At 72.0% G+C, this 23,953-nt stretch carries 23 protein-coding genes; 17 read left to right on the forward strand and 6 right to left on the reverse strand.

Annotated features, from left to right (window positions below):
* Window positions 1–311 precede the first annotated feature (311 nt).
* Together OHT74_RS18915 and pucL are read left to right on the forward strand one after the other, a co-directional pair.
* A complete protein-coding gene (locus OHT74_RS18915; RefSeq protein WP_266995966.1) occupies window positions 312–1,664 on the forward strand; it encodes an aspartate aminotransferase family protein in 1,353 nt (450 codons plus the stop codon).
* 255 nt (window positions 1,665–1,919) lie between these two features.
* Window positions 1,920–2,837 (forward strand): factor-independent urate hydroxylase, encoded by a 918-nt coding sequence (pucL, locus tag OHT74_RS18920; RefSeq protein ID WP_328620858.1) that lies wholly within the window; start codon window positions 1,920–1,922, stop codon window positions 2,835–2,837.
* Between the two features lie 105 nt (window positions 2,838–2,942).
* Here pucL and OHT74_RS18925 read toward each other — a convergent pair whose 3' ends face one another.
* A complete protein-coding gene (locus OHT74_RS18925; protein WP_266665589.1) occupies window positions 2,943–3,395 on the reverse strand; it encodes a histidine phosphatase family protein in 453 nt (150 codons plus the stop codon).
* A gap of 190 nt (window positions 3,396–3,585) precedes the next feature.
* Between OHT74_RS18925 and OHT74_RS18930 the strand changes: the two genes are divergently transcribed.
* The 7 genes from OHT74_RS18930 (at window position 3,586) to OHT74_RS18960 (ending at window position 7,144) form a co-directional block, all read left to right on the forward strand.
* On the forward strand, window positions 3,586–3,798 hold the full coding sequence (locus OHT74_RS18930) for a CbtB domain-containing protein (protein ID WP_030152990.1): 213 nt from the start codon (window positions 3,586–3,588) through the stop codon (window positions 3,796–3,798).
* Between the two features lie 30 nt (window positions 3,799–3,828).
* Entirely contained in the window at window positions 3,829–4,584 is a 756-nt protein-coding gene (locus OHT74_RS18935) for a CbtA family protein (RefSeq protein WP_266665590.1), read from the forward strand.
* A gap of 21 nt (window positions 4,585–4,605) precedes the next feature.
* Window positions 4,606–4,851, forward strand: coding sequence for a hypothetical protein (locus OHT74_RS18940; protein ID WP_266665591.1), 246 nt, complete (start codon window positions 4,606–4,608; stop codon window positions 4,849–4,851).
* 48 nt (window positions 4,852–4,899) lie between these two features.
* Window positions 4,900–5,544, forward strand: coding sequence for a hypothetical protein (locus OHT74_RS18945; RefSeq protein ID WP_328620859.1), 645 nt, complete (start codon window positions 4,900–4,902; stop codon window positions 5,542–5,544).
* A 246-nt stretch (window positions 5,545–5,790) separates the two neighbouring features.
* Window positions 5,791–6,372, forward strand: coding sequence for a class F sortase (locus OHT74_RS18950; protein WP_266665593.1), 582 nt, complete (start codon window positions 5,791–5,793; stop codon window positions 6,370–6,372).
* Window positions 6,373–6,528: 156 nt separating this feature from the next.
* On the forward strand, window positions 6,529–6,903 hold the full coding sequence (locus OHT74_RS18955) for a hypothetical protein (protein WP_328620860.1): 375 nt from the start codon (window positions 6,529–6,531) through the stop codon (window positions 6,901–6,903).
* Window positions 6,904–6,961: 58 nt separating this feature from the next.
* Window positions 6,962–7,144: a hypothetical protein gene (locus OHT74_RS18960; protein ID WP_266995957.1), complete on the forward strand. Its 183-nt coding sequence runs from the start codon at window positions 6,962–6,964 to the stop codon at window positions 7,142–7,144.
* Window positions 7,145–7,206: 62 nt separating this feature from the next.
* Here the strand turns inward: OHT74_RS18960 and OHT74_RS18965 are convergent, their stop codons facing one another.
* The 3 genes from OHT74_RS18965 to OHT74_RS18975 form a co-directional block, all read right to left on the reverse strand.
* Window positions 7,207–7,614, reverse strand: a complete 408-nt coding sequence (locus OHT74_RS18965) for a hypothetical protein (protein WP_328620861.1) — start codon at window positions 7,612–7,614, stop codon at window positions 7,207–7,209.
* Between the two features lie 76 nt (window positions 7,615–7,690).
* Window positions 7,691–8,089: a RidA family protein gene (locus tag OHT74_RS18970; protein WP_328620862.1), complete on the reverse strand. Its 399-nt coding sequence runs from the start codon at window positions 8,087–8,089 to the stop codon at window positions 7,691–7,693.
* A gap of 14 nt (window positions 8,090–8,103) precedes the next feature.
* Window positions 8,104–8,643 (reverse strand): RrF2 family transcriptional regulator, encoded by a 540-nt coding sequence (locus OHT74_RS18975; RefSeq protein WP_328620863.1) that lies wholly within the window; start codon window positions 8,641–8,643, stop codon window positions 8,104–8,106.
* A 147-nt stretch (window positions 8,644–8,790) separates the two neighbouring features.
* Between OHT74_RS18975 and OHT74_RS18980 the strand changes: the two genes are divergently transcribed.
* From OHT74_RS18980 to OHT74_RS18995, 4 genes are all read left to right on the forward strand, one after another.
* Window positions 8,791–9,618: a hypothetical protein gene (locus tag OHT74_RS18980; RefSeq protein WP_266665599.1), complete on the forward strand. Its 828-nt coding sequence runs from the start codon at window positions 8,791–8,793 to the stop codon at window positions 9,616–9,618.
* Between the two features lie 109 nt (window positions 9,619–9,727).
* On the forward strand, window positions 9,728–11,725 hold the full coding sequence (locus OHT74_RS18985; RefSeq protein ID WP_328620864.1) for an FUSC family protein: 1,998 nt from the start codon (window positions 9,728–9,730) through the stop codon (window positions 11,723–11,725).
* Between the two features lie 92 nt (window positions 11,726–11,817).
* The gene (locus OHT74_RS18990; RefSeq protein WP_328620865.1) at window positions 11,818–12,537 is read left to right on the forward strand and encodes a hypothetical protein; all 720 of its coding nucleotides are present in this window, start codon (window positions 11,818–11,820) and stop codon (window positions 12,535–12,537) included.
* A 24-nt stretch (window positions 12,538–12,561) separates the two neighbouring features.
* On the forward strand, window positions 12,562–13,836 hold the full coding sequence (locus OHT74_RS18995; RefSeq protein WP_443047437.1) for a sensor histidine kinase: 1,275 nt from the start codon (window positions 12,562–12,564) through the stop codon (window positions 13,834–13,836).
* 108 nt (window positions 13,837–13,944) lie between these two features.
* Here the strand turns inward: OHT74_RS18995 and OHT74_RS19000 are convergent, their stop codons facing one another.
* Window positions 13,945–16,047, reverse strand: coding sequence for a PhoX family protein (locus OHT74_RS19000; protein ID WP_328620867.1), 2,103 nt, complete (start codon window positions 16,045–16,047; stop codon window positions 13,945–13,947).
* Between the two features lie 293 nt (window positions 16,048–16,340).
* On the opposite strand from OHT74_RS19000, the gene OHT74_RS19005 reads away from it, so the two are divergent.
* Complete coding sequence (locus OHT74_RS19005; RefSeq protein WP_328620868.1) at window positions 16,341–17,957, forward strand: VWA domain-containing protein; 1,617 nt, start codon at window positions 16,341–16,343, stop codon at window positions 17,955–17,957.
* A 74-nt stretch (window positions 17,958–18,031) separates the two neighbouring features.
* On the opposite strand, the gene aspS is transcribed toward OHT74_RS19005, so the two are convergent.
* Window positions 18,032–19,849: an aspartate--tRNA ligase gene (gene aspS, locus OHT74_RS19010; RefSeq protein ID WP_266665605.1), complete on the reverse strand. Its 1,818-nt coding sequence runs from the start codon at window positions 19,847–19,849 to the stop codon at window positions 18,032–18,034.
* A gap of 135 nt (window positions 19,850–19,984) precedes the next feature.
* Here aspS and OHT74_RS19015 point away from each other — a divergent pair, with 135 nt between their 5' ends.
* The 3 genes from OHT74_RS19015 (at window position 19,985) to OHT74_RS19025 (ending at window position 23,950) form a co-directional block, all read left to right on the forward strand.
* Window positions 19,985–22,141: a SpoIIE family protein phosphatase gene (locus tag OHT74_RS19015; RefSeq protein ID WP_328623346.1), complete on the forward strand. Its 2,157-nt coding sequence runs from the start codon at window positions 19,985–19,987 to the stop codon at window positions 22,139–22,141.
* 113 nt (window positions 22,142–22,254) lie between these two features.
* On the forward strand, window positions 22,255–23,334 hold the full coding sequence (locus OHT74_RS19020; RefSeq protein ID WP_266672855.1) for an AI-2E family transporter: 1,080 nt from the start codon (window positions 22,255–22,257) through the stop codon (window positions 23,332–23,334).
* Window positions 23,335–23,644: 310 nt separating this feature from the next.
* On the forward strand, window positions 23,645–23,950 hold the full coding sequence (locus OHT74_RS19025; RefSeq protein ID WP_266665606.1) for a hypothetical protein: 306 nt from the start codon (window positions 23,645–23,647) through the stop codon (window positions 23,948–23,950).
* The last annotated feature ends 3 nt before the right edge of the window (window positions 23,951–23,953 follow it).

Raw genomic sequence — 23,953 nt, forward strand, 5'->3', positions numbered from 1 at the left:
GCCGCGTACGGGCCGCACAATGGCGATCATGCGGATCGCGATATTGGGGCCCTGGAGGTTCGGACCGGGGACGGGGACAGAGGCGGGGACAGGAACGGGTCCGGGGACGAATCCAGGGACGGGTCCGGGTCCGGGTCCGGGGACGTCGTCGGTGTCGCTCCAGGCGTTGGTGTCGCGGCTGCGCCGGGCGCTGCCGGGGGCTGACAGGCCGGACCGGGGCGGTGTTTCACGTGAAACACCGCCCGCACCGGCTGGCGCACGGGGTACCGACCCTCCCCGGGGTCCGCATCGTGGACAACTACGCTCGGGACATGAACGCAGAAGCTGCCGACGCGCTCGCCGCCGTGAAAGACGCCGACCGGAAGCATGTTTTCCATTCCTGGTCGGCGCAGGAGCTCATCGACCCGCTCGCCGTGGCCGGGGCCGAGGGCTCGTACTTCTGGGACTACCAGGGCAACCGCTACCTCGACTTCTCGAGCGCCCTCGTCTACACCAACATCGGCTACCAGCACCCCAAGGTGACGGCGGCCATCCAGGAGCAGGCGGCCAAGCTCTGCACCGTCGCGCCCGGCTTCGCCGTCGACGTCCGCTCGGAAGCGGCCCGGCTGATCGCCGAGCGCACCCCGGGCGACCTCGACAAGATCTTCTTCACCAACGCGGGCGCCGAGGCCGTCGAGAACGCCGTACGGATGGCCCGGCTGCACACCGGCCGGCCCAAGGTGCTGTCCGCGTACCGCTCGTACCACGGGGCCACGTCCACCGCGATCAACCTGACCGGTGACGCCCGCCGCTTCGGCAACGACAGCGCGACCGCCGGTGTCGTGCACTTCTGGGGGCCCTTCGCCTACCGCTCGCCCTTCTACGCGGCCACCGAGGCCGAGGAGTGCGAGCGCGCCCTGCGCCACCTCGAGGACACCATTGTCTTCGAAGGCCCGCAGTCCATCGCCGCGATCATCCTGGAGACCGTCGGCGGCGCCCCGGGCGTGCTCGTGCACCCCGACGGCTACCTGGCGGGCGTGCGCGAGCTGTGCGACCGCTTCGGCATCGTCTTCATCCTCGACGAGATCATGGTCGGCTTCGGCCGGACCGGTCGGTGGTTCGCCTCCGAGCACTGGGGCGTCACCCCCGACCTGATCTGCTTCGCCAAGGGCGTGACCAGCGGATACGTCCCGCTCGGCGGGGTCGCCATCTCGGCCGCCATCGCCGAGACCTTCGCCCGCCGGCCCTACCCGGGCGGGCTGACGTACTCCGGGCACGTGCTGGCCTGCGGAGCCGCCGTGGCGACGATCAACGTCATGGAGGAGGAGGGCATCGTCGAGCAGTCCGCCCGCACCGGCGCGGAGCTGCTGGGGCCGGGCCTGCGCGCCCTCGCCGAGAAGCACCCGTCGGTCGGGGAGGTCCGCGGTCTGGGCACGTTCTGGGCCCTGGAGCTCGTACGGGACCGGCAGACGCGCGAGCCGCTCGTCCCGTACAACGCCTCCGGGGCGGACAACGCACCGATGGCCGAGTTCGCCGCCGCCTGCAAGAAGGGCGGGCTGTGGCCGCTGACCGCCGGCAACCGCATCCACATCGCCCCGCCCTGCAACATCGGCCCGCAGGACGTGGCCAAGGGCCTCGCGATCCTCGACGAGGCGCTGTCGGTCGCGGATACGCACACCGTCTGACCTGCTGCGCTGTGCGGTCGCCCAAGCCGTGGGCGCCGGTGTTCGGATGATCTGTACGGGTAACAACGCCGTTCACGCATGTTGCAATCCGAAGCAGCACCTACGGACCGGGATGCACGTCAGTCCCGGGGCGGCCCCTCGGGGCCGAACGGCGGGGAGCGGGACGTCCTGCGGTCGGGGGCGGGCGCTGGACGCCGGGCGTACGGGATCCAGACCACCGGACTCCGTGTTCCCGAGGCACCGAAGGAAGACACCATGAGCAAGCACGTCCTGGCGCAGAACCAGTACGGCAAGGCCGAGAACCGCATCGTCAAGGTCACCCGCAAGGGCGGCGACGGGTCTTGGCACGAGATCCGCGACCTCAACGTCTCGGTCGCGCTCCGCGGCGAGTTCCGCGACGTCCACCTGACCGGCGACAACGCCAACTGCCTGCCCACGGACACCACCAAGAACACGGTGTACGCCTTCGGCAAGGAGCACGGGATCGCCTCCCCCGAGGCCTTCGGCATCCTGCTCGCAAAGCACTTCGTCTCCTCCCAGTCGCCGATCCGCGAGGCGCAGATCCGGATCGAGGAGTACGCCTGGGAGCGGATCCCGGTCCCGACGCGCAAGGAGCAGCACTCCTTCGTCCACAAGGGCCAGGAGGTGCGCACCGCGCAGATCACGTACAGCGAGACGACCGGCCTGCAGGTCATCTCGGGTCTGAAGGACCTGACGGTGATGAACTCGACGAACTCCGAGTTCCACGGCTACATCAAGGACAAGTACACGACGCTCAAGGAGGCGTACGACCGCATCCTGGCGACCAAGGTCACCGCGCGCTGGGCGCACTCGGCGCTGGCCGCGGACGACTCCGCGTACGACTGGGACCAGTCGTACAAGAAGGTCCGCAAGAACATGCTGGAAGCGTTCGCGGAGACCTACTCGTACTCGTTGCAGCAGACCCTCAACCAGATGGCCGAGCGGGTGCTCGACCACTGTCCGCGGGTCAACGAGGTACGCCTGAACCTCCCCAACAAGCACCACTTCCTCGTCGACCTGGAGCCCTTCGGCCTCAAGAACGACAACGAGGTCTACTTCGCGGCGGACCGGATGTACGGCCTGATCGAGGGCACCGTGCACCGCGACGGCGTGCAGCCGGTGATCGCGACGAGCGACTGGATCGTCGCCTGAGTCGCGTAAGCCGCGTAAGTCGCGCAACGGCTCCTGCATACGTTCGGCCCGGACCGCGTCGCGGGGTCCGGGCCGTTCTGCTGCCTTCGGCCCGTTCTGCTCCGGCTACTTCCCGACCGGCTGTCCGAGCTGGAGGTTCCACCGCCCCAGCCGCCCGGTGAGGCTGGTCACCGTGTCCGGCCGTACGTCGAGGCGCCAGAACACGGCGGCCGGCAGCTCCAGCGCGGACACGACGGCGGCCCGTACGACGGCCTGGTCGACCACGGCGCGATGCGTGCCGGTGGGCAGGGCGGCGAGGGCGGCGCCGACGCGGGCGATCAGCGCGGTGACGGACTCCCCGCCGGGCGGCGCGTAGTCGGGGTCCGTCAGCCAGCTCCGGACGGCGGCCGGATCCTCGGCGGCGACCTCGTCCAGGGTCCGCCCGGCCCACTCCCCCGTGTCCGGGCCCTGCAGGCCCGCGTACTGCGGGCAGGGGTCGCCGTGGCCGAAGCGCACCTGTCGTGAGGCGTCCCCGAACGGACGTCTCACGAACTGAACTCGTACTACGTCGCTCTTCATAAGGGGAGCGTAAACGCGGTACGGTCTCGGACGACAACCTAAAAAAGACGACGGTATGACGGAAGTACCGGTGAAAATCCGGCACGGTCGCGCCACTGTGAATCCTCCCGGAGGGGGAGGAGAAGTCAGACCCGCCATGTCGTCACCAGCACCACTGACCGGGACGCGTGTTCCCTCTGGAGGTTCTGCCATGGCTCACTCCGCCGTGCCCACGACGGCCCCTGCCGTCGCCCCGATCTCGCTCTCCGCGCTCGCCCCTTGGGCCCTGTTCGTCGGTGTCCTGATGCTGGTCCTGCTCTACCTCGTCGGTGCCGAGCAGGGCGCCACCGCGCTCTTCGAGGGCGACACCGTCCACGAGTGGATGCACGACGGTCGCCACCTCCTCGGCTTCCCCTGCCACTGATCTCCGCCTCGGCAAGGGAAGACCCGAACCATGAACTCCATCTCCCCCCGCGTCCTGCTGGTGCGGGGCATGCTGGCCGGGCTGCTCGCCGGCGTGGCGGCGTTCCTCGTCGCGTACGTCCTCGGTGAGGCCAAGGTCGACGCGGCGATCGCCATCGAGGAGGCGGGCCACGCCGCCCACGAGCACGGCGAGGAGGCGGCCCCGGTCAGCCGGGCCCTCCAGGCCACGGCAGGCCTCGGCACCGGCACGCTCCTGTACGGGATCGCGCTCGGCGGCATCGCCGCGCTCGTGTTCTGCTACGCCCTGGGCCGGATCGGCCGCTTCGGCCCGCGGGCCACGGCCCTGCTGGTCTCGGGCGGCCTGTTCGTCGCCTTCAACCTGGTGCCGTTCCTCAAGTACCCGTCCAACCCGCCGGCCGTCGGGGACCCCGACACCGTCGTCCGGAGGACCACCCTCTACATCCTGATGATCGCGTTGAGCGTGCTGCTGTCGGCGGGCGCGCTCATCCTGGGCCGGCGCCTGGCGCCCAAGCTCGGGAACTGGAACGCCTCGATCGTCGCCTCGGTCGGCTTCGTCGCGGTGGTCGCCATCGCCTACGCGGCCCTGCCCGGCATCAACGAGGTCCCGGCGGATTTCCCGGCCGCCCTGATCTGGCAGTTCCGCCTCGCGACCGTGGCCATCCAGGTCGCGATGTGGACGACTTTCGGCCTGGCCTTCGGTTTTCTTGCCGAACGGGCCCTTGCCCCGGCCGCCGCACCCCAGGAGGCTGTACTGCCCGCGAGCTGACGATGAGGGGGCCGGTAGTACATGCAGACGGCGATCTGGGAATGGCGCGGCTGGACGGGCGCCGTCCCGTTCTGGCTCAACACCGTTCTGCTGCTCCTGGCCCCTTTCACCGCCGCCACGCTGCTGGCCCAGGTCGGCATCATCACGGCCCTGGCCGCCCTCGGCGGCCTGGCCCGCCACCTCTGGTTCGGCGACTACGGCCACCCGGCCATCCACCTCGCCGCCGCCCTCATGGGGGCGGCGGCGATCGCTTTCGTCCTCGTCTGACCCTCCCCGCCCCCGGGGCCCCCGCCCCGGACTCATAGGGTCGGGTCCATGAGCTTCAGCGTGTACGCCCGGCGGGTGCGGGACCACACGCTGCCGCACGCCCACCGGCGGAGCGCATTGCGCAGCGCCGTCGTCCTGTTCAAGCCCTTCGGGTTCCGGGCGACCTGGTCCTACCTCGGCACCGTCGGGGACCTGGACCGGGACGGGGACGCGCTGCTGCGGGCGCTGAAGAAGCTCGAGTCGAGCCGGGACGCGGGGATTGCCGAGCGGGCCGCGTTCGCCGAGCGGCGGCGCGAGGAGAAGCGGATCCTGCACCGGCAGCGTCCCTCGGCCGCCGACACGGAGTTCTTTCGGGGGCCCTGCTGGCCCGGGCCCGACGGGCATCGGGCGGCGGTCCATGAGGTCGCCCGGCTCTGGCGCGCTCACGCCGGGCCGGTTCCCGAACGGCCGGCGGGGGCCACCGGGGCGGCCGGCCTCGACCTCGTGGTGTGCGGGCACGTCCTCTCGTACCTGATGGCCGGCGGCCGTCTGGACCGGCATCGGCTGGATGCGGTCGCGGAGTGTCTGCCGGGATTGCGCCGGTGGGCCTCGTTGCCATCCCCGCACGACGCGGCATGCACGTACTTCCGGCGTCTGCTGAGGATGGCCGAGCTGATCCTCAACGACCCGGACGGCGCTGCGCGGCCGCAGTAGCCGGTCTGCCGTCCACCCGTGCGCGGTGCGTGGTGCACTCGTTCGGCCGTATCTGGCGCAATCCTCGGGACAGGGCCGGTGCACCCGTCACCAGCTGGGAAGACGTCCGGGGCGGGGCGCCGACACGCCTGTGACGTGGCGTCAGTCTTCGGCGTTGTAACCGGTACTGACGGGCAGGGAGGGGTTCCACTGCTCTCAGGAGACCCGGCCGCCGGAGCCGGGGGGATCGGACCAGGAGGGAATTCCATGCCCCGCGCCAAGTGGGTGGTCGGCGTGCTGACAGTGGCTCTGCTGGGAACCGGCATAGGGATGTTGCGCAGCACCGAGGGCGCGCGGCCCACCGCCGCCACCGCCGCCGACGCGCTGCCCTCGCGGGCCCTGGGCCTGTCCGGTCACCGCCGGCTCGTCGAGCAGCTGGAGCACTCCGGCCAGCACGCCGCCGCCAAGGGGCCCCGACCCGCGCGGGCCGCCGCCATCACACCGCTGCGGGCCGCACGACCGCTGCGGCTGCACATCCCGAGTCTGGGGGTCGACCTGCCGCTGGGCGGGGACGGGGACGAGGCCTCCTGGGACCACGACACCCCGGCCCCGGGCTCGGCCGGCACCGCCGTGGTCACGGCCGCCGATGTGCGCCTCGCCGAGCTGCGACGCGGGCTGACCGTCGAGATCGCGCGCGCGGACGGCCGTACCGCCGTCTTCACCGTCGACCGTGTCTCGCCCGGCAGTTTCAGCGGTCGCGGCCAGCGGCCCGGGCGGGCCCAACTGCGGCTGGTCAGCGGTGAGACCACGGTCCTGGCGCGGCTGACCGGCCGCCACCGCACCGGCTGACCCCGCCGACGCCGCCCCCGACCGCCCCCCGACCGCCCCGCGCACCGGCAACCGCCCCGGCGTCCTGTCATCCGAGGGGGGTGTCTTCGTCCCCCGGTCGGGGGCTTCTGCGGTCCGGTCGGGGAGTCACCCGGCGTGTCGGGGCAGACCCCTCGCATGAGTGGGACACGGCATGCACGCGCGGCACTGGCCAGGGCCCTTTCGGCGGCCTGTGTCGTGCTGCTGTGCCTGTTCGCGTCCGGTCCCGCCGTCACGACGGCCGCTGCGGCGGCCGCCGCCCTCGAGCGCACCGGGTCCGCCGCGCCGAGCGAGCCGGGCGCCCCCGTCGAGGGGGAGTCCGATCCGGCCACGGATCCCGAAGTGCGGCCCGCCGTACGCCTGGTCGTGCGCGGACTGCCCGGTGTACGGCAGCTGCCGCGGCCGGTGTTTCACGTGAAACAGGCCCGTCAGGCGATGCGCGCCGATTCGTTCGGGACGGCCGGGCCGGTGCCGTCCGCGGGGACGGTGCGGGGTGTGGTCCTGCGCTGCTGAGCGGGCCGAGCAGCAGCGCGTACCCCCACACACCCCCTGAACACCGTGAGGTTCCGGCATGCCCATCGACCCGTACGCCGCCCTGAACGCCATGCTCCGCGCCGAGGTCACCCGCTACACCCCGCCGGCCGCGAAGCCGTCGAGCCGTGGGACCGATAGCGAGGACACCCCCGCCCCCGCATCCTCCGTGGCCGCGGTGGCCACCTCCGCCACCGGCTCCGAGTCCTCGCCCGAGGACTGACCCCGCAATACGGGCAGGCGCCGGTTCCCGTACGGGGACCGGCGCCTGCCCCGGCTTTCCGGTCAGGGCTCGCGCGTGTAGTAGCGGTAGAACGCCGCCAGCCCGATGCCGACGCCGGTGATGAAGCCGACCCAGCACGAGCGGAGGATCGAGTGGTCGGCCAGGCTGTACAGGTAGCCCACGGCGATACCGGCGAAGGCGCCGTACGCCGTGGCGTGCAACTCCCGCATCAGCCGAGGGCCGACACGGGCGAGCGTGAACATGATGGCGGCGAAGACGGCGCCGCACAGGATCCCGTAGAAGACGTTGCCCGCGTCGACCCCGCCCGTGTCGCGCCTGATGAAGGCCGCCCAGACGCCGTAGACCAGTCCGAGGAGCAGGGCCCGCGTCAGCTGGCCCTTGATCGCGTCGTCCGTGCCGGTCGCCTGCCAGTGCCGCCTCATCGGGGCGGTGGGTGCCGCATGTGCCATGACAGGGCTCCTCTCTCCCATCATCCAGGGCACACCCGCCGCCCCCGACCGGCAAGTGGATCAGCGGATCGGTGGATCAGCGGCCGCGTACCGCCACGGCGTCGATCTCGAAGAGCATCCCGGGCAGGGCGAGGGAGGCGACGCCGATCAGGGTCTGGGCGGGCAGCTCGGTGCCCCACGTGGCGTGCAGGTGCTTGAGCAGGATCTCCAGCTTCTGCTGGTCGTGCCCGACGATGTACGTGCCGAGCCGGACGACGTCGGCGGGCCCGAGGCCGACGGCCGCCAGGGCGGTCCGGAGATTGGCGAAGGCCTGCTCGACCTGGTCGCCGAAGTCCTCGGAGACGACGTGGCCGTTCCCGTCGGAGCCGTACTGGCCGGCTACGAAGACCTGCTCGCCGGGGGCCGAGACGATGTGGCTGTAGCCGAAGCCGGTGGGGTCGTGGAGTCCTGCCGGGTTGGTGATGCTGCGCGTCATTCCAAGCTCCAGAGTCAGTTGTCCTGGTCGGTCGGTCGTACGGTGGGCCGATCGCCGCCCGGCGACCGGCCCCCGGCGCCGACCCCGGCCGCGAGCCAGGCGCGCAGCCGGGACGCGGCATGCGGCGCCTGGAGTTCGGCACGGCGCCGGATCCCGTCGAGGTCTTCCGCGGCGAGGGCCTGGCGCCAGGCCAGTTCGGCCCGGCTCATGGCGTGCGCGATCGCGCATGCGGGGGCGTCGTCCCCGGCCGGCGCGCCGCCCGGCCCCTGCTGCCGGATCTCCGTGCACCGGAAGGCCTCCTCGGTGCCTTCGACGGCGGCGACCACGTCCATGAGCGTGATCTCGGCGAGCGGGCGGGCCAGCCGAAAGCCACCCCGGGGCCCGGGCGTGGAGGTCACGATGCCCGCCCGGGCCAGCGCTTGGAGCTGCTTGTTGAGGTAGGCCGCCGGAAGGTCGTGCCAGGCGGCCAGCCGCGCCGCCGGGACGGCGCGCCCGGGACCGGCCCAGGCCAGGTTGACGCAGCTGTGCAGCGCCCACTCGACGCCCTCGCTCATCCTCATAACCTGGACACTAGCCATCCAGAATTTGGTGCGCAAGGGTGCCGCGCGCCGCGGCACCACCACCGGCCCCGTCCCAACGCCCGCCACCCGCCCGCAGCAGCACCGCTCGCGCCCCGCACCGTCCCGGCTTTCCCTGGTGACGTGCGCACCTTCCTCTCGGCGGTACTCGTCGTCCTCGTGACCGTCCTCGTGCCCGCCGGCGCCGTCGCGTACTGGGCCGACCGCGAGCTGGGCAACGCCGACCGGTACACCGCCGCCATGTCCCCGCTGGCCGAGAACGCGGCCGTCCAGGGCGTCGTCGTCACCCAGGCGAGCCGCGCCCTCGCCGGGCAGATCGACGCCGGCCCCTTCCAGGGCGGGGTCGACGCCCTGCTCGGCGAGGCCCTGCGCTCCTTCGCCGGCACCCCCGCCTACCGCACCGCCTGGGACGCGGCCAACCGCGCCGCGCACGCCGCGTTCCTCCAGGCCCTCACCACCGGCGACGGCGACGCCGTCACCATCGACCTCGCTCCCGTCATCGAGCAGATCAAAGGGGAACTCGTCGCCGACGGGGTGCCGTTCGCCGACCGCATCCCCGTGACCCACGTCTCGGTGAAGGTCATGGAGTACGACAATCTCGGCGCGCTCAGGAAGGGCTTCCACATGCTGCAGATCGCCGGCATCTGGCTTCCCGTGCTGACCGTGGTGCTGGCCGCGGCGGCGATCGGCGTCGCCGTCCACCGGCGCCGGGCCGTGATCGCCACCGGTCTGGGAGTCGCCGTCGGCGCCGTCCTGCTGTGGATCGCGGTGGCCGTCTGCCGCCGGCTCACGCTGGACGACCTGCCGGCCGACATCGACCGGGCGGCCGCCGCGGCGGTGTACGACGCGCTCACCGCGTTCCTGCGCACCACCGCCTGGGTGATTCTGGCGATCGGGCTCGCCGCCGCTGTTGCCGCCTGGTTGACGGGCCGACTGCGTCGCACCCCATAAGCTCGGAAGGTACCAACGCACTCAGACCGCCCCAGAAGAACGCAAGAAGAACGCAAGACCACGGAACAGCGCAGAAGAACCGATTCACGAGCGGCCGCACGGAAGCTGAATGAGCACCGAACGCACCGAACAGATACCTTCCGGGCGATCCCGGCACCGTCCGCTGGCTCCGCCCGCCTGGCTGCTCAAGGGACTGCGGCCGAGCACCGCCCCGATCCCCTGGGCCGCGGCCGCGCGAGCCGGCGTCGCGATGGCCGCCCCGCTCGCCGTCGGCTTCGCCCTCAACGAGCCCGAGTACGGGGCCCTCGTCTCGATGGGCGCCCTGTCCGGGGTCATCGGCGACACCGCCGACGCCTACCGGATGCGGATCCTGAACATCGCCGTGCCGCAGCTCTTCGGCGCGATCGGAGTCGCCCTGGGCACCCTGGTCTTCGGCCACGGCTGGCTCGCCGTCGGCGCCCTCACCCTGATCGCCCTCGTCTCCGGGATGATCTCCTCGATCGGCACGGTCGCCTCCGTCTCCGGACTGCTGCTGCTCCTCAACGCCGTGGTCGGCGCCGGCCTGCCGCTCCCCCGGCCCTGGTGGACCGCGCCTCTGCTGCTCGCCGCGGGCGGGCTGTTCGTCCTCCTGCTGACCCTGCTGGGCTGGCCGCTGCGCGGGCGGCAACCGGAGCGCGCGGCCGTGGCGACCACCTACCGGGCCCTCGCCGACGCCCTGGAAGCCGCGGGCGGACCGGACTACGACGAGCGCCGCCGGCAGGTCACGCACGCCCTGAACCAGGCCTACGACCTGGTCCTGGGCCGCCGCGCCCGGGTGCACGGCCGCAGCCCCTCCCTCGTACGGATGCTGGCCCAGCTGAACGTGGTGATCCCGCTGGTCGAGGCCGCACCCGCCATGCACCTGCGCGGCAGAGCCCTGCCGCCCGAGATCCCGGCGACCGTACGGGACCTGGCACAGGCCGTGGAACAAGGCCGCACCGGGAAGCCCGTACTGGAGCTGCCCGCGCCGCACACCCCCGCCGAACGGGCCCTCGACGCGGCCCTGCGGCATGCGGCGGCCATCGTGCACCTGCCCGACCCGGACCTGCACAACGTCGACGACCGGCTCGGCCGGCCCGCCGCGCTGACGGTCCGGGCCCGGCGGGCCGTGCGCGACATGATGCTGTCCGGCGCCTCCTGGCGGTACGGGCTGCGCCTCGCGCTGTGCATCGGGCTGGCCCAGTCACTGGTCTCCCTGGTGCCGGTCGAGCGGTCCTACTGGGTCGCGCTGACCGTCACCTTCGTCCTCAAGCCCGACTTCGGCTCGGTGTTCTCCCGGGCCCTGCTGCGCGCCCTGGGGACGGCGGCCGGGCTGGTCGTGGCCGCCGCCGTGCTCGCCGAGGTGCCGCGCGGCTGGTGGGACGTGCCGGTGATGGTGGTGCTCGCCGCACTGATCCCCGCGTTCTCCGTCAAGGGGTACGCCTTCCAGACCGCCGCGATCACCCCGGTGATCCTGCTGCTCTCGGACCTCCTCAACCACCAGGGCTTCGACCTGATCCGGCCCCGGCTGCTGGACAGCCTGATCGGCTGCGCCATCACCCTCGTCTTCGGCTATCTGCTGTGGCCCGAGAGCTGGCACACCCGGATCGGCGACCGCCTCGCCGACACCGTTGACGATGCGGCCCGGTACGTGGAGCGGGCCTTCGGGGGCCATCCGGAGACGGAGGCCGGGCGCCAGGCCGCCCGGACCGCCCGGCTCCAGGCCCGGCGGCGGATCTACCGGGACATGTCCGGCGTACGGAACGAGTTCCAGCGGGCTCTGACGGAGCCGCCGCCGACGGGGGCACGGGCCGCCGCCTGGTGGCCGCTGGTCGTCGCCGTCGAGCGGATCGTGGACGCGACCACCGCCGCCCGGGTCCGGGTCAACCACGGCGCCCAAGCCCCCCGCGACGAGGAGGTGGCGAGCGTCATCACCGACCTGCGCGCCCTCGCCGAGGGGGTGCGCAGCGCCCGAACCCCGGCCCAGCTGCGGCCCGCGGCCCCGCGGCCCGGGGACGAGACCTCCGTCCTGGCCCCGGTGCGCCAGGAGGTCGCGGCGGCCCGCGCGATCGCATCCGCGGACCACTGACGCCCGACCGTCCACCGGGCACCGGACCGCATCCGTCGCCCGAATGGCCCCGGGGCCGGGCCCGTACGGCCGGGACGGGAGAGCATCGGTGCATGAGGCGCCTCTCCCCGCGCGGCCGCGCCGCGGCCCCGGTCCTCGCCGCCGTCCTCGCGGCGACGGCCGGCTGCGCCGACGTGGACGGGCTGCGCAGCGACGGCGACCTGGGCACGGTGCACGCCCCGGAGACCCTCTGGGAGAACATCCACCCGGACCCGCCCGGCCCCGGCCAGGAGCCCGGCAAGGCCGCCGTGGTCCCCGGCCTGCCCAAGGTCGCGAACCTCAGCATGCGGGGCGTGAACGCGGTGGACGTCGTACGGGCCGACGTCACCGCCGCGACCGCCGAGGACGGCGGGACCGGGCGCCTCGTCGACCCCCGGGCGGTGCAGCGGATCGCGCTGTGTACACAGGCTGTGGACGGAGGTCCGTACTGCCCGGTGCGGCCCGCGGTCCTGCGCGACGTGACGGGCAACGGCCGGGAGGAGCTGATCACCGCCCTGGACGTCGACGGCCGGGTCAGCGAACTGCGCGTCTACACCGTCCGCGACGACGGGTCGATCGCCCGGATCCTGTCCCGGCGCGGGGTGCTGGAGGGCGTGGAGGTGGCCGCCGAGCACCTGGCGGTCCGCGAGCCGACCTCGAACCCGGACAAGGTCTCCGTCTCCGACTACGTGTGGGACCCGAAGGCCGGGATCATGAACCTCTCCCAGCTCACCCTCGACGAATGCGCCGGCACGAAGGACAGCGCCATCCCGTGCTCGACGAGCAGGGTCTGAGGGGGCCGGGCCGCGATGCGGGTCATGAGCAGCCTGCGCTGGAAGATCGCCCTGACCATCGCGGCGGTGTGCTGCGCGGTCGCGGCGGCGCTCGGGATCCTCGTGCACAACGTGGTCGCCCGGCAGATCGTCGGGGAGGTGCGCAAGGACGCGGACCGGGAGCTGGAGCACGCCCTCGCCCACTACCAGTACGGCACCGCGCACGGTGACGTGAACCTCGCCCTCGACCCGCCCGGGCTGCCGGGGCCGCTGCGGAAACTGGTCGCCCACGGCCTGACCGGCAGCATGGTCGGCGAACACGACGACGTACCCGTCATGTGGGCCGCCGCACCCGCCGACGGCAAGGCCCTCACCGTCTGGATCCCGTACGAGAGCACCCGCCACCGGCTGCGGGACATCGACACCGCGATCCTCGCCTCCTCGGCGCTCGCGGCCGGAGTGGTCGCGCTGGCCGGCGTGTTCCTCGCCCACCGGATCAGCCGGCGGCTGACGACCACGGCCGCCGTCGCCCGCCGGATCAGCGCCGGCGACCTGGACGCGCGCGTCGGGTTCCCCACCGAGGAGGACGGCACGCGCGGCGCGTACGAGGGCAGCGGCCGGCGTCTGCCACGCCACCGCGACGAGGTGGGGGACGTGGCGCAGGCGCTCGACTCCATGGCCGCGTCCCTCCAGAAGCGGATCGAGGCGGAGAAGCGCTTCACCGCGGACGTCGCGCACGAGCTGCGCACCCCGCTCACCGGCTCGCTGGCCGCGGCCGCCCTGCTGCCGGAGGGCCGCCCCAAGGAGATGATCAACGACCGGCTCAAGGCCCTGCACCTGCTCACCGAGGACCTGCTGGAGATCTCCCGGCTGGAGTCGGGCGTCGAGCAGGCGGATGTGGCCCGGGTGGAACTCGGCCAGGCGGTGCAGCGGGCCGTCACGGCGACCCGCGTGGAGGCCTCGGTACGGGTGATCCGGGACGCCGTGGTGCTCACCGACCGTCGGCGGCTGGACCGGATCCTGGCCAATCTGCTGGTCAACGCCGACAAGCACGGGGAACCACCGGTCGAGGTGACCGTCGAGGGCCCGGTGGTGGTGGTGCGCGACCACGGGCCCGGCTACCCGCCCGAGCTGATCGAGGAGGGCCCGCAGCGGTTCCGCACCGGGGACCCGGGCCGCGGCCGGGGCCACGGGCTGGGCCTGACGATCGCGGCCGGCCAGGCGGCGGTCCTGGAGATCGCCCTGAGCTTCGGCAACGCACCCGACGGCGGGGCGGTGACCACGCTCAGGCTCCCCGTCGGACGTCTGACGGACGCCTGACACGCGAACATTAGGGTGAAATGCCCCTGGGTGGGCCGTGTTTCACGTGAAACACGGCCCACCCAGGGGTGGATTCAACCGGGCAACCGACCGGGCCTACCGGCCCGATCAGACGCCGATGTTCTTGCCGTCCTTGCGCCAGACGGACACGACCGCCGGACGGACGATCTTGCCGGGGCCGTCGGGCCACACCGACTGCGGCTTCTCGACGGACGCGCCGTCGATCTCGCCCGGGTGCTGGACGGCCACCAGGACGCGCTTGTCCTGGACCAGCGGGCCACAGGTCTCGGCGCCGCGGGGGACGGTCAGGAACTGCTTCAGCTCACCGCGGCGGTCACCGGCGGTGGCGACACCGAACAGGCCGTCGTGGGAGCCGAGCTGGTTGCCGTCCGTGGAGATCCACAGGTTGCCGTGCGGGTCGAAGGTCACGTTGTCCGGGCAGGAGATCGGGCTGACCTTGTCCTTCGGGAAGCCCGCGAAGAAGGTGGACGGGTCCTTCGGGTCACCGGCGACCAGGAACAGACGCCAGGCGAAGCCGTCACCGGCCGGGTCGTCGAAGTTCTCGGCGAGCTCCAGGATCTGCCCGTGCTTGTTCAGGTTGCGCGGGTTGGCCTCGTCCGCACCGGCCTTGCCGGCCTTGCCGCGGTCGCTGTTGTTGGTGAGGACCACGTACACGCGGCCGGTGCGCGGCGAGGGCTCGATGTCCTCGGGGCGGTCCATCTTGGTCGCGCCCACCTTGTCGCCGGCCTCGCGCGTGAAGACGGCCACCTCTTCGGCGGTCATGCCCTCGACGTGCGAGACGTTGCCGGAGGGGGAGGAGGTGAGGAGCTTGATCCACACGCCGGAGCCGTCGAACTGACCGTCGGAGGGGAGCTTGCCGGAGCCGTCGATCTCCGCGGCCGGGGAGTCACCGGTCAGCTTGGCGACGTACAGGGTGCCCTCGTCGAGCAGCGTGAGGTTGTGCTCCTTCGCCGCGCGCGAGTTGCCCTTCTTCATCTGCTTCGAGGAGACGAACTTGTAGAAGTAGTCGAACTTCTCGTCGTCGCCCATGTAGACGACCGGACGGCCGTCCTCGGTCAGGCGGGGCTGGGCGCCCTCGTGCTTGAAGCGGCCCAGCGCGGTGCGCTTGCGCGGGGTGGAGTTCGGGTCGTACGGGTCGAGCTCGACGACCCAGCCGAAGCGGTGCGGCTCGTTGGGCTCCTGGAGCACGTCGAAGCGCTTGTCGAAGCGCTCCCACTTGCGCTCGGTGGCGCCGGTGGTGACGCCGTAGCGCTTCAGGCGGGCCGCCTGGGCGGGGTCGGTGACCTGGCCGGCGTTGGCGAAGTACTGGTTGAAGTTCTCCTCGCCGTGCAGCGTGGTGCCCCAGGGGGTGGTGCCGCCGGAGCAGTTGTTGAGCGTTCCGAGGACCTTGGTGCCGGTCGCGTCGACGGAGGTCTTCACCAGGGCGCTGCCCGCGGCCGGGCCGGTGAGCTTGAACTCGCTGGTCGCGGTGAGGCGGCGGTTGAGCTGGTGGCGGTTGACCGCGGTCAGCTTGCCGCTGCGGTGGTCCTCCTGGACGACGACGACGCCGAGACCGTGCGCGGCCCAGGCGATCTCGACCTGCTCGCGGGTCGGGTTCGCCGGGTCGTAGCCCTTGAACATGAGGATCTCGTCGGTGTACTCGTGGTTGGCCACGAGGAGCTGCTGGCGCTCGTAGTCGCTGCCGAGCGGGAGCAGCGAGAGGAAGTCGTTGTTGTAGCCGAACTGGCCGGCCTGGGCGGCGGCGGTCTGCTTGTCGGCGTTGAACCCCGGAGCGCCCTTGACGATCGGCTCGCCCCAGCGGATGACCACGTTCTGCTCGTAGCCCTCGGGGACGGTGACCCGGTCGTCGGTGTTCGGCGCGACGGCCTTGAAGCGCAGACCGCGGGCGCCCGCGGCGTTGGCGGCGTCCGCGGCGGCGCCCTGGGCGTCGGCGGCGGGGGCGGCGGTGGCCGAGGAGCCGTTGCCGCCGAGGGTGACGGCGGTACCGGCAGCGGTGGCGACCGTGACGACGGCGGCGGAGCGCAGCATCGAGCGGCGGGAGTAGGCGCGGGCGATGACGTCGCCGACGTACTCGTTGTCGCTCTTGTTCGGCACCTCGTGGAAGCAGGCGTCCCCACAGCGGTAGCGACAGGTGAGGGCGGAACGGCCGCCCCCATGCGGGTTGCCTATGAGCGGCAGAAGCTTGCGCACGAATGTCCTCCGTAGATGCACGGGCGCCGACATCATGTCGGTCGAATCCAGCCGTGACGCTAGGCGCGAGTTGCGCCGATGCGGCGGCGGCGGGATGAACGCCCGGTGAACCGGGCACGTCGGTGCGGGAGTTCGGCAAGATGGGGTGTGTGCTGGGCGGGCCGGGCGCCACGAAGGGCGCCCCTGCCGAAGTTCCAGCCAAGCGGCCGATAACCTTACGTGTCCACTCTGGGCAGGGATCAACCGCGCAGCACGGACAAATGACGCACGCACTCATGCGAAAGGCCTGGCCCATGGGTATTCGGAGCTTGTTGCGCAAGGTGTTCGGACGGTCTGCCGAGCCGGTTCCGGAGACGACGGACGGCACTTCGGCAGCCGTCCCGAACCAGGCGGAACGCACCCCCCTGGACGTGGCGGCCGAACTGGTCGCGGCGTCCTTCGACAATCCGACGGTTCCCCCGCAGTCCGCTCCGCGGGACCGTGAACCGGGGACCCTTCTCACCGCCCCGGCGCCGGACCCCACGGTCCCGGAGGCCCGCCGCCCCATGCCGGGGTCGGTTCAGCAGGAACCTGCGGCTGCGGCGAAGCCGGTTGCCGAACCGGCAGCCGAGCCCGTCTCGGCCGAGGCCGAGACCCCCACGGCGGAGCCGGTGGCCGAGGCCGAGCCGGAGGAAGTCACCGCCGAGCCGGTGGCCGAGGTCGCCGCCGAGCCGGTGGCCGAGGTACAGCCCGAGGCGGAAGCCGTCGTGGCCGAGGCCGAGACGCCCGCGCCGGAGGCGGCCGAAGAGGTCGTGGCCGAGCCGGTGGCCGAGGTACAGCCCGAGGCCGAGGCCCCCGCGGCCGAGCCCGAGGTCAAGGCCGAAGCCGAGGTCGAGGTCGAGGTCATCGCAGCCGAGGCCGAGGCCCCCGTGGCCGAAGTCGTCGCTGCCGAGGCCGAGAGCGCCGTGGCGGAGCCGGTGGTCGAGGCCGAGCCCGAGGAAGTCGTCATCGAGGCGGCTGCGGCCGAGGCCGGGACGCCCGCGCCGGAGGCGGCCGAAGAGGCCGTGGCCGAGCCGGTGGCGGCCGAGGCCGAAGCCCCCGCGGCCGAGCCCGAGGTCGAAGCCGAGGCCGAGCCCGAGGTCGAGGTCGAAGCCGAGGTCGAGGTCGAGGTCGAGGTCATCGCAGCCGAGGCCGAAGCCCCGGTTGCGAAGCCGGTGGCCGAGGTCGAGGCCGAGGTCGAGGACATCGTGGCGGAGCCGGTCGGCGAGGAGGGGCCGGCTCATGCGCTGGCTGCCGTGAAGCGGCAGGCGCCCGGGGTGGCCGGGGCCTACAAGGCCGCCGGGCAGGTGCTCCGGGGCAAGGGCAAGGCCGGTGCGCGGGCCAAGGTGTACCTGGTCCTGGACCGGTCCGGGTCTATGCGCCCGTTCTACAAGGACGGCAGCGCCCAGCACCTCGCGGACCACGCCCTCGCCCTCGCCGCCCACCTCGACGACGAGGCGACCGTGCACACCGTGTTCTTCTCCACGGACGTGGACGGCACCGCCGACCTGACCCTCGACGCCCACGACGGCGCCTGGGTCGAGGCCCACCACGCCGAACTCGGCCACATGGGCCGCACCAGCTACCACCGCGCCGTGGAGCAGGTCGTCGAGCGCTACCAGAAGGACGGCGGCGACCACCCCGCCCTCGTGGTGTTCCAGACCGACGGTGCCCCCGACAGCGTCCGGCCCGCGAAGCAGGCCCTCGCCGACGCCGCCGCCTCCGCACCCGGCGTCCACTGGCAGTTCGTCGCCTTCGGCGACCACGACGCCAAGGCCTTCGACTTCCTGCGCAAGCTGGACGCCGAGAACGCCGGCTTCTTCCACGCCGGCCCCGCCCCCGCCGAGCTGACGTCGGGCGCACTGGTCAAGGGGCTGCTCCAGAGCTTCTGAGCCCCGCCGTACGTACGACGACGAAGGGCCCGGGATCCATCGGATCCCGGGCCCTTCGTCTCAGCTGCGAACGATTACCGCGCGGCGTCCGGGTGGACGGCCTCGGCGACCGGCTTGGCCTCCGCCGGCTTCGTCTCCACCGGCTTGCGCAGCGCGATGTTCAGCTCGCGCAGGCGGGACTCCTCGAGGACCGTGGGCGCGCCCATCATCAGGTCCTGCGCGTTGCCGTTCAGCGGGAAGGCGATGGTCTCGCGGATGTTCGGCTCGTCGGCGAGCAGCATCACGATGCGGTCCACGCCCGGGGCGATGCCACCGTGCGGCGGGGCGCCGAGGCGGAAGGCACGCAGCATGCCGGCGAACTCGCGCTCGACGGTCTCGGCCTCGTAACCGGCGATCGCGAAGGCCTTCAGCATGACCTCGGGCTCGTGGTTGCGGATGGCGCCGGAGGACAGCTCGATGCCGTTGCAGACGATGTCGTACTGCCAGGCCAGGATGTCGAGCGGGTCCTTCTCCTCGAGGTCCTTCATGCCGCCCTGCGGCATGGAGAAGGGGTTGTGCGAGAAGTCGATCCGGCCGGTCTCCTCGTCCTTCTCGTACATCGGGAAGTCGACGATCCAGCAGAACCGGAAGACGTTCTCCTCGAACTGGCCGGCGCGCTTGGCCGCCTCGACACGGACGCCCGACATGATCTTGGAGACCTCGTCGAACTCACCCGCGCCGAAGAACACGGCGTGGCCGGGGACCAGGCCCAGTCGCTCGGTGAGGACCTTGACGTTCTCCTCGGTGAGGAACTTGGCGATCGGGCCGGTCAGCGCACCGTCCTCGCCCACGCGGACCCACGCCAGGCCCTTGGCGCCCAGCGAGATCGCGTACTCGCCGAGGCCGTCGAAGAACTTGCGCGGCTGCGCGGCGGTGTCCGGGACGGCCAGCGCACGCACGTGCTTGCCGGCGAACGCCTTGAACTCCGAGCCCTCGAAGACGTCGGTGATGTCGACGAGCTCCAGCTTGGCGCGCAGGTCGGGCTTGTCGTTGCCGTACTTCAGCATCGACTCGCGGAACGGGATCCGCGGGAACGGCGAGGTGACCTCGCGGCCGTTGCCGAACTCGGTGAAGAGCTCGGTCATCAGGCGCTCGATCGGCTGGAAGACGTCCTCCTGCTCGACGAAGGACATCTCGACGTCGAGCTGGTAGAACTCGCCCGGCGAGCGGTCGGCGCGGGCGTCCTCGTCGCGGAAGCACGGCGCGATCTGGAAGTACCGGTCGAAGCCCGAGATCATCAGCAGCTGCTTGAACTGCTGCGGGGCCTGCGGCAGGGCGTAGAACTTGCCCGGGTTCAGGCGGGACGGGACGACGAAGTCACGCGCGCCCTCGGGCGAGGTCGCGGTGAGGATCGGGGTCGCCATCTCGTTGAAGCCGAGGGCCACCATCTTGGAGCGGATCGACGCGATGACGGCCGAGCGCAGCATGATGTTGCGGTGCATGCGCTCGCGGCGCAGGTCGAGGAAGCGGTACTCCAGGCGCCGCTCCTCGTTCACACCGTCGTCGGTGTTGATGGTGAAGGGCAGCGGGGCCGCCGCGCCGAGCACCTCGACCTCGACGGCCTCGATCTCGATCTCGCCGGTGGGCAGGTCGGCGTTGACGTTGTCGGCGCCACGCGAGACGACCTTGCCGTCGACGCGGACGACGGTCTCCTTGGAGAGCTTGTCCAGGACGGCGGCCGCGGCGGTGCCGGGGCGGGCGACGAGCTGCGTGATGCCGTAGTGGTCGCGCAGATCGATGAAGAGGATGCCGCCCAGGTCTCGACGGTTGTGCAGCCAGCCGCTCAGCCGGACGTCGGTGTTGACGTCAGAGGCGCGGAGCTCGCCGCAGGTGTGGGACCTGTACCGATGCATCAGTCATCCAGTTCTTCGCGATACCAGGGTGGATTCAACCCTCACAAGGTTACCGTCCGGGCCGGGGACCGTGCGGGAGTGCCCGGCAGCCCCGTGAACAGGCACGCCGGGGGGATGACCTGTAAAGATGACCGGGTGCGCACCGAGGACGTCCTGGCCGCCATCGCGACCGGCCTGTGGCGATGGGACAACGCCTCCGGGACGGTCACTCTGGACAGCGAGGCCGCCCGGCTCCTCGGGCTGCCTGCGGAGCCCGTCGTCCTGCCGGAGGTCGCCGTACGGTCGCGGTTTCACCCGGTGGACTGGAACGAGATCAACGGGATCGTCAATCTCGCGGTGGCCGAGGGCACCCTCGCGGAGGCCCGGCTGCGGATCATGGACAAGGACGGGCGGGTGCTGCGCACCGTACGCAGCCGCTCGAGACCCCTCGAGAACCGCTCGGTCGACGGCCGCGTCGATTACGAGCTGATCGGCACCATCCAGGAGATCGCCGAGCCGCAGCCCGGCACCACCGCCGTGCACACCCCGATCACCGGCGACTGGCGGCGCTCCCGCGAGGCCTTCCTGCTGGACGCGGGGCGGGCGCTCGCCGAAGCCCGGTCCACGGCCGAGGTGCTGCGGGTCGCCGCGTCGCTCTCGATGCCCGGCTTCAGCCCCGACGGGCTGGCCGTCTTCGGGGTGGCCGGGGACCGGCTGTCGATCATCGGGCACCACGGGCACGGTCCCGGAGACGAGGACCCCTTCACGGACATGCGGCTGGACACGGACTATCCGGCCGCCGAGGTCGTCCGGACCGGGCGGGCGATCTACCTGCCCTCCCCCGAGGACTACAAACGGCGCTTTCCGGCCACCTGGCCGCTCGCACAGCGCTTCGGCCGGATCTCCTGGGCCTTCCTGCCCCTGATCGTCGCCGGGCGCACCATGGGCGCCTGGATGGCCGCGTTCAAGCACCCGGTGTCCTTCTCCCCGGATGAGCGGTCCGTCCTGACGACGGTCGCCCGGATGCTGGCCCAGGCCCTCCAGCGGGCCGGCGTGGCCGAATCCGAGCGGGAACTCACCTCCGGCCTGCAACGGTCGATGATGCCGATGCTGGGCCCCGACATCCCGGGCATGCAGATCGCCGCGCGGTACGTCCCCACCGGCGGCGGGCTCGAGGTCGGCGGCGACTGGTACGACATGATCCCGCTGCCCTCGGGACGGTTCGCGCTGGTCATCGGGGACGTCCAGGGGCACGATGTGCGGGCCGCCGGGCTGATGGGCCAGCTGCGGATCGCGGTGCGCGCGTACGCCTCCGAGGGCCACCGGCCGGATGCCGTGCTCTCCCGCGCCTCCCGCTTCCTTGCCGGGCTGTGTTCTTCGAAGGGGGCCGACTCGTACGAGGAGTCCGACTTCCACAGCCCCCGCTTCGCGACCTGCCTGTACGTGGAGTGCGACCCGGAGACCGGGCTGCTGGAGGTGGCCCGCGCCGGCCACCCCGACCCCGCGATCCGGATGACGGACGGCACGGTGCTGATGCGCCCGACCGCCGGCGGCCTCCCGCTCGGCATCGTCCCGGACACGGACTACCCGACGACGCAGTTCACGCTGGAGCCCGGCGAGACGATGATGCTGTGCACCGACGGGCTCATCGAGACCGGCGGGCACGACCTGGACACGGGCTGGGCCCGGCTGCGGGCGATCCTCGAATCCGAGACCCACGATCCCGGGACCCATGGGTCCGACGACCTGGAGAAGCTCGCCGACCTGCTGGTCCAGGCCGTGCACGGGCCCTCGTCGCACCACACCACCGGCCCGCTGGCCGACCGGCGCGAGGACGACATAGCCGTCGTCCTGCTGTGCCGGGACGGCGCGGGCTGCGGCTGCGGCGCCCCGGCGGCGCAGCTGACCCGGCCCACGCGCCGCACGGTCCTGACCGTGGCGCAGGCGGAGCCGGAGCGGATCGCGGGCGCCCGCCGGCAGATCCGGGAGCTGCTGCACGACTGGGCGGACGAGGAGCAGGTGGACTCGGCGGTGCTCATCGTCTCCGAGATGATCACGAACGTCCTCATGCACACGGACGGCGACGCACTGCTGGTCGCGGAGGCGGTGGGCGAGCTGGGGACGCGGCGGCTGCGCATCGAGGTGGCGGACGCCAGCGACGAGCTGCCGCACAAGCGGCATCCGGGCGAGATGGCGTCGAGCGGGCGGGGCGTCCTGCTGATGGAGATGCTGGCGGACACCTGGGGCGTGGACCCGCGCGGCGAGGGCAAGTCGATCTGGTTCGAGATGTACGAACCGGCGAAGGACGGCTGAAGGACGACCGCCCGTCCCGGCCGGTAAGGGACGACCGCCCGTTCCAGCCGGGACCTTCGGCGCGAGCGGCGTGCCCGATCTGCACCGGAATGCCGTGATTGGATGCACTTGTGCTGACTCTGCTTCCCCCGCCGGTCAGGCGACTGGCCGCGTGGTGCGCGGCCGTCCTGCTCGTCACCGGCGTGGTCGCCGTCGGCGTGTGGCTGTGCATCACCTTCAAGCCGGTCGTCACGCCCGTGCTGCTCGCGCTGCTCGGAGCGGCCCTGCTCGGGCCGATGTACCGGCGGCTCGTGGGGACGGGGGTGCGGCGCTCCCTCGCCGCCGCGCTCACCTGCCTCACGGTGCTCGTGGTGTTCGGCGGCGCCACGTACGTCGTCGTCCACGCCCTGATCAGCACCGGCGATCAGATCGTCGGCTCCCTCAAGCAGGCCGGGCAGGTCCTCGCCAAGCACTTCGGGGCCGCCGGGACCTCCCTCGAGGACCTGGCCTCCAACGCCAAGGAGCTGCTCGCCAAGTACGGCGGTACGGCCGCCTCCGGCGTCATCGCCGGCATCAGCGTCGTCGGCGAGATGCTCGCCACGGCCGTCCTCGCCCTGCTGCTGATGTTCTTCTTCCTGCGCGACTCCCACCGCGCCTCCGCAGCCCTGCGCTCGCTCGCGCCGCGCGCCACCGGCGACACCGCCGCCACCGCCGACACCGTCGAGGCCATGGCCCGCCGCGCCTTCGCCGCCGTCGAGGGCTTCATGCGCGGAACCACGTTCATCGCCCTGATCGACGCCTTCTTCATCACCGTCGGCCTGCTCGTGCTCCGCGTCCCCGGGGCCGTCGGCCTCGGCGCCCTGGTGTTCGTCGGCGCGTACATCCCGTACCTCGGCGCCTTCATCTCCGGCGCGGTGGCCGTCCTCGTCGCGTTCGCCGAGCGGGGCTGGGTCATCGGCCTGTGGGCCTTGGGCGTGGTGCTCGCCGTGCAGGTGCTGGAGGGGCACGTCCTGCAGCCGGTGATCCAGAGCCGCACCGTGCAGATGCACCCGGCCGTGGTCCTGCTCGCCATCACCGCCGGCGCCAGCGTCGCCGGGATCCTGGGCATGCTGCTGGCCGTGCCGCTGACGGCGGCCGCGTTCGGCGTGGTGTCGGAGCTTCGGGGGCGCTACACGGGGGCCGAGCGCCCCGAGGAACACGAGGAGCCCGAGTAACGAGGGTTTCAGGACAACCGCGAAGCGGTCCTCGATCATCCGTTCGCGGAGAACCCGAGGGGTCCGTTTTCCGGCCACCGCCCCCTCCTGCGGAAATGCCCAAAAGGATCTGAAGAGTCCGTGTAACCGGCCACGCGCCCCGAAACGCAGCATTCAAGCCGGTCTCCGCCACACGCCCGGATCCCCCTGGTACGGCATTCGTCTTCGTGCCATCGTCTTTCACCGGACCGGGGGGCCGCTGCAGCACTTGTGCCGCGGAGCATTCCTCCCGGCTGCACCACGACGTGTCCGATATCCAAGAGGAGACAGCGTGCGCAAGGCAGCAAGGTTCACCGCAGTGGCACTCTCCGCCGCAACGATCGTCATGGGCTCCGTGACCGTGGCCCACGCCGGCGACTACACCGAGGACGGGGTCCGGATCCGTTCCAACTCCAGCACCTCGGCCTCCGTGAACGGCCTCGGCTACCGAAGCCACACCATCACGCCCATCTGCTACAAGTCGGGCACCGTGATCAACGGCAACCAGTGGTGGGACCGGCACAAGAACAACAACACCGGCGTCACCGGCTACAGCTCGATGACCCTGCTCACCAAGTGGGCGGCCAATCACTGCTGATCG

It is taken from the genome of Streptomyces sp. NBC_00354 (assembly GCF_036106915.1).
Lineage (GTDB): Bacteria > Actinomycetota > Actinomycetes > Streptomycetales > Streptomycetaceae > Streptomyces.

What these genes read in the sequence shown, in the direction of transcription:
- OHT74_RS18925 (WP_266665589.1), bottom strand. Translation starts at nt 3,395, where the DNA reads ATGAAGAGCGACGTAGTACGAGTTCAGTTCGTGAGACGTCCGTTCGGG.
- OHT74_RS18950 (WP_266665593.1), top strand. Translation starts at nt 5,791, where the DNA reads ATGCCCCGCGCCAAGTGGGTGGTCGGCGTGCTGACAGTGGCTCTGCTG.
- OHT74_RS18990 (WP_328620865.1), top strand. Translation starts at nt 11,818, where the DNA reads ATGAGGCGCCTCTCCCCGCGCGGCCGCGCCGCGGCCCCGGTCCTCGCC.
- OHT74_RS18915 (WP_266995966.1), top strand. Translation starts at nt 312, where the DNA reads ATGAACGCAGAAGCTGCCGACGCGCTCGCCGCCGTGAAAGACGCCGAC.
- OHT74_RS18960 (WP_266995957.1), top strand. Translation starts at nt 6,962, where the DNA reads ATGCCCATCGACCCGTACGCCGCCCTGAACGCCATGCTCCGCGCCGAG.
- OHT74_RS18995 (WP_443047437.1), top strand. Translation starts at nt 12,562, where the DNA reads ATGAGCAGCCTGCGCTGGAAGATCGCCCTGACCATCGCGGCGGTGTGC.
- OHT74_RS18970 (WP_328620862.1), bottom strand. Translation starts at nt 8,089, where the DNA reads ATGACGCGCAGCATCACCAACCCGGCAGGACTCCACGACCCCACCGGC.
- pucL (WP_328620858.1), top strand. Translation starts at nt 1,920, where the DNA reads ATGAGCAAGCACGTCCTGGCGCAGAACCAGTACGGCAAGGCCGAGAAC.
- OHT74_RS18940 (WP_266665591.1), top strand. Translation starts at nt 4,606, where the DNA reads ATGCAGACGGCGATCTGGGAATGGCGCGGCTGGACGGGCGCCGTCCCG.
- OHT74_RS18930 (WP_030152990.1), top strand. Translation starts at nt 3,586, where the DNA reads ATGGCTCACTCCGCCGTGCCCACGACGGCCCCTGCCGTCGCCCCGATC.
- OHT74_RS18945 (WP_328620859.1), top strand. Translation starts at nt 4,900, where the DNA reads ATGAGCTTCAGCGTGTACGCCCGGCGGGTGCGGGACCACACGCTGCCG.
- OHT74_RS18935 (WP_266665590.1), top strand. Translation starts at nt 3,829, where the DNA reads ATGAACTCCATCTCCCCCCGCGTCCTGCTGGTGCGGGGCATGCTGGCC.
- OHT74_RS18975 (WP_328620863.1), bottom strand. Translation starts at nt 8,643, where the DNA reads ATGAGCGAGGGCGTCGAGTGGGCGCTGCACAGCTGCGTCAACCTGGCC.
- OHT74_RS18985 (WP_328620864.1), top strand. Translation starts at nt 9,728, where the DNA reads ATGAGCACCGAACGCACCGAACAGATACCTTCCGGGCGATCCCGGCAC.
- OHT74_RS18965 (WP_328620861.1), bottom strand. Translation starts at nt 7,614, where the DNA reads ATGGCACATGCGGCACCCACCGCCCCGATGAGGCGGCACTGGCAGGCG.
- OHT74_RS19005 (WP_328620868.1), top strand. Translation starts at nt 16,341, where the DNA reads ATGGGTATTCGGAGCTTGTTGCGCAAGGTGTTCGGACGGTCTGCCGAG.
- aspS (WP_266665605.1), bottom strand. Translation starts at nt 19,849, where the DNA reads ATGCATCGGTACAGGTCCCACACCTGCGGCGAGCTCCGCGCCTCTGAC.
- OHT74_RS18955 (WP_328620860.1), top strand. Translation starts at nt 6,529, where the DNA reads ATGAGTGGGACACGGCATGCACGCGCGGCACTGGCCAGGGCCCTTTCG.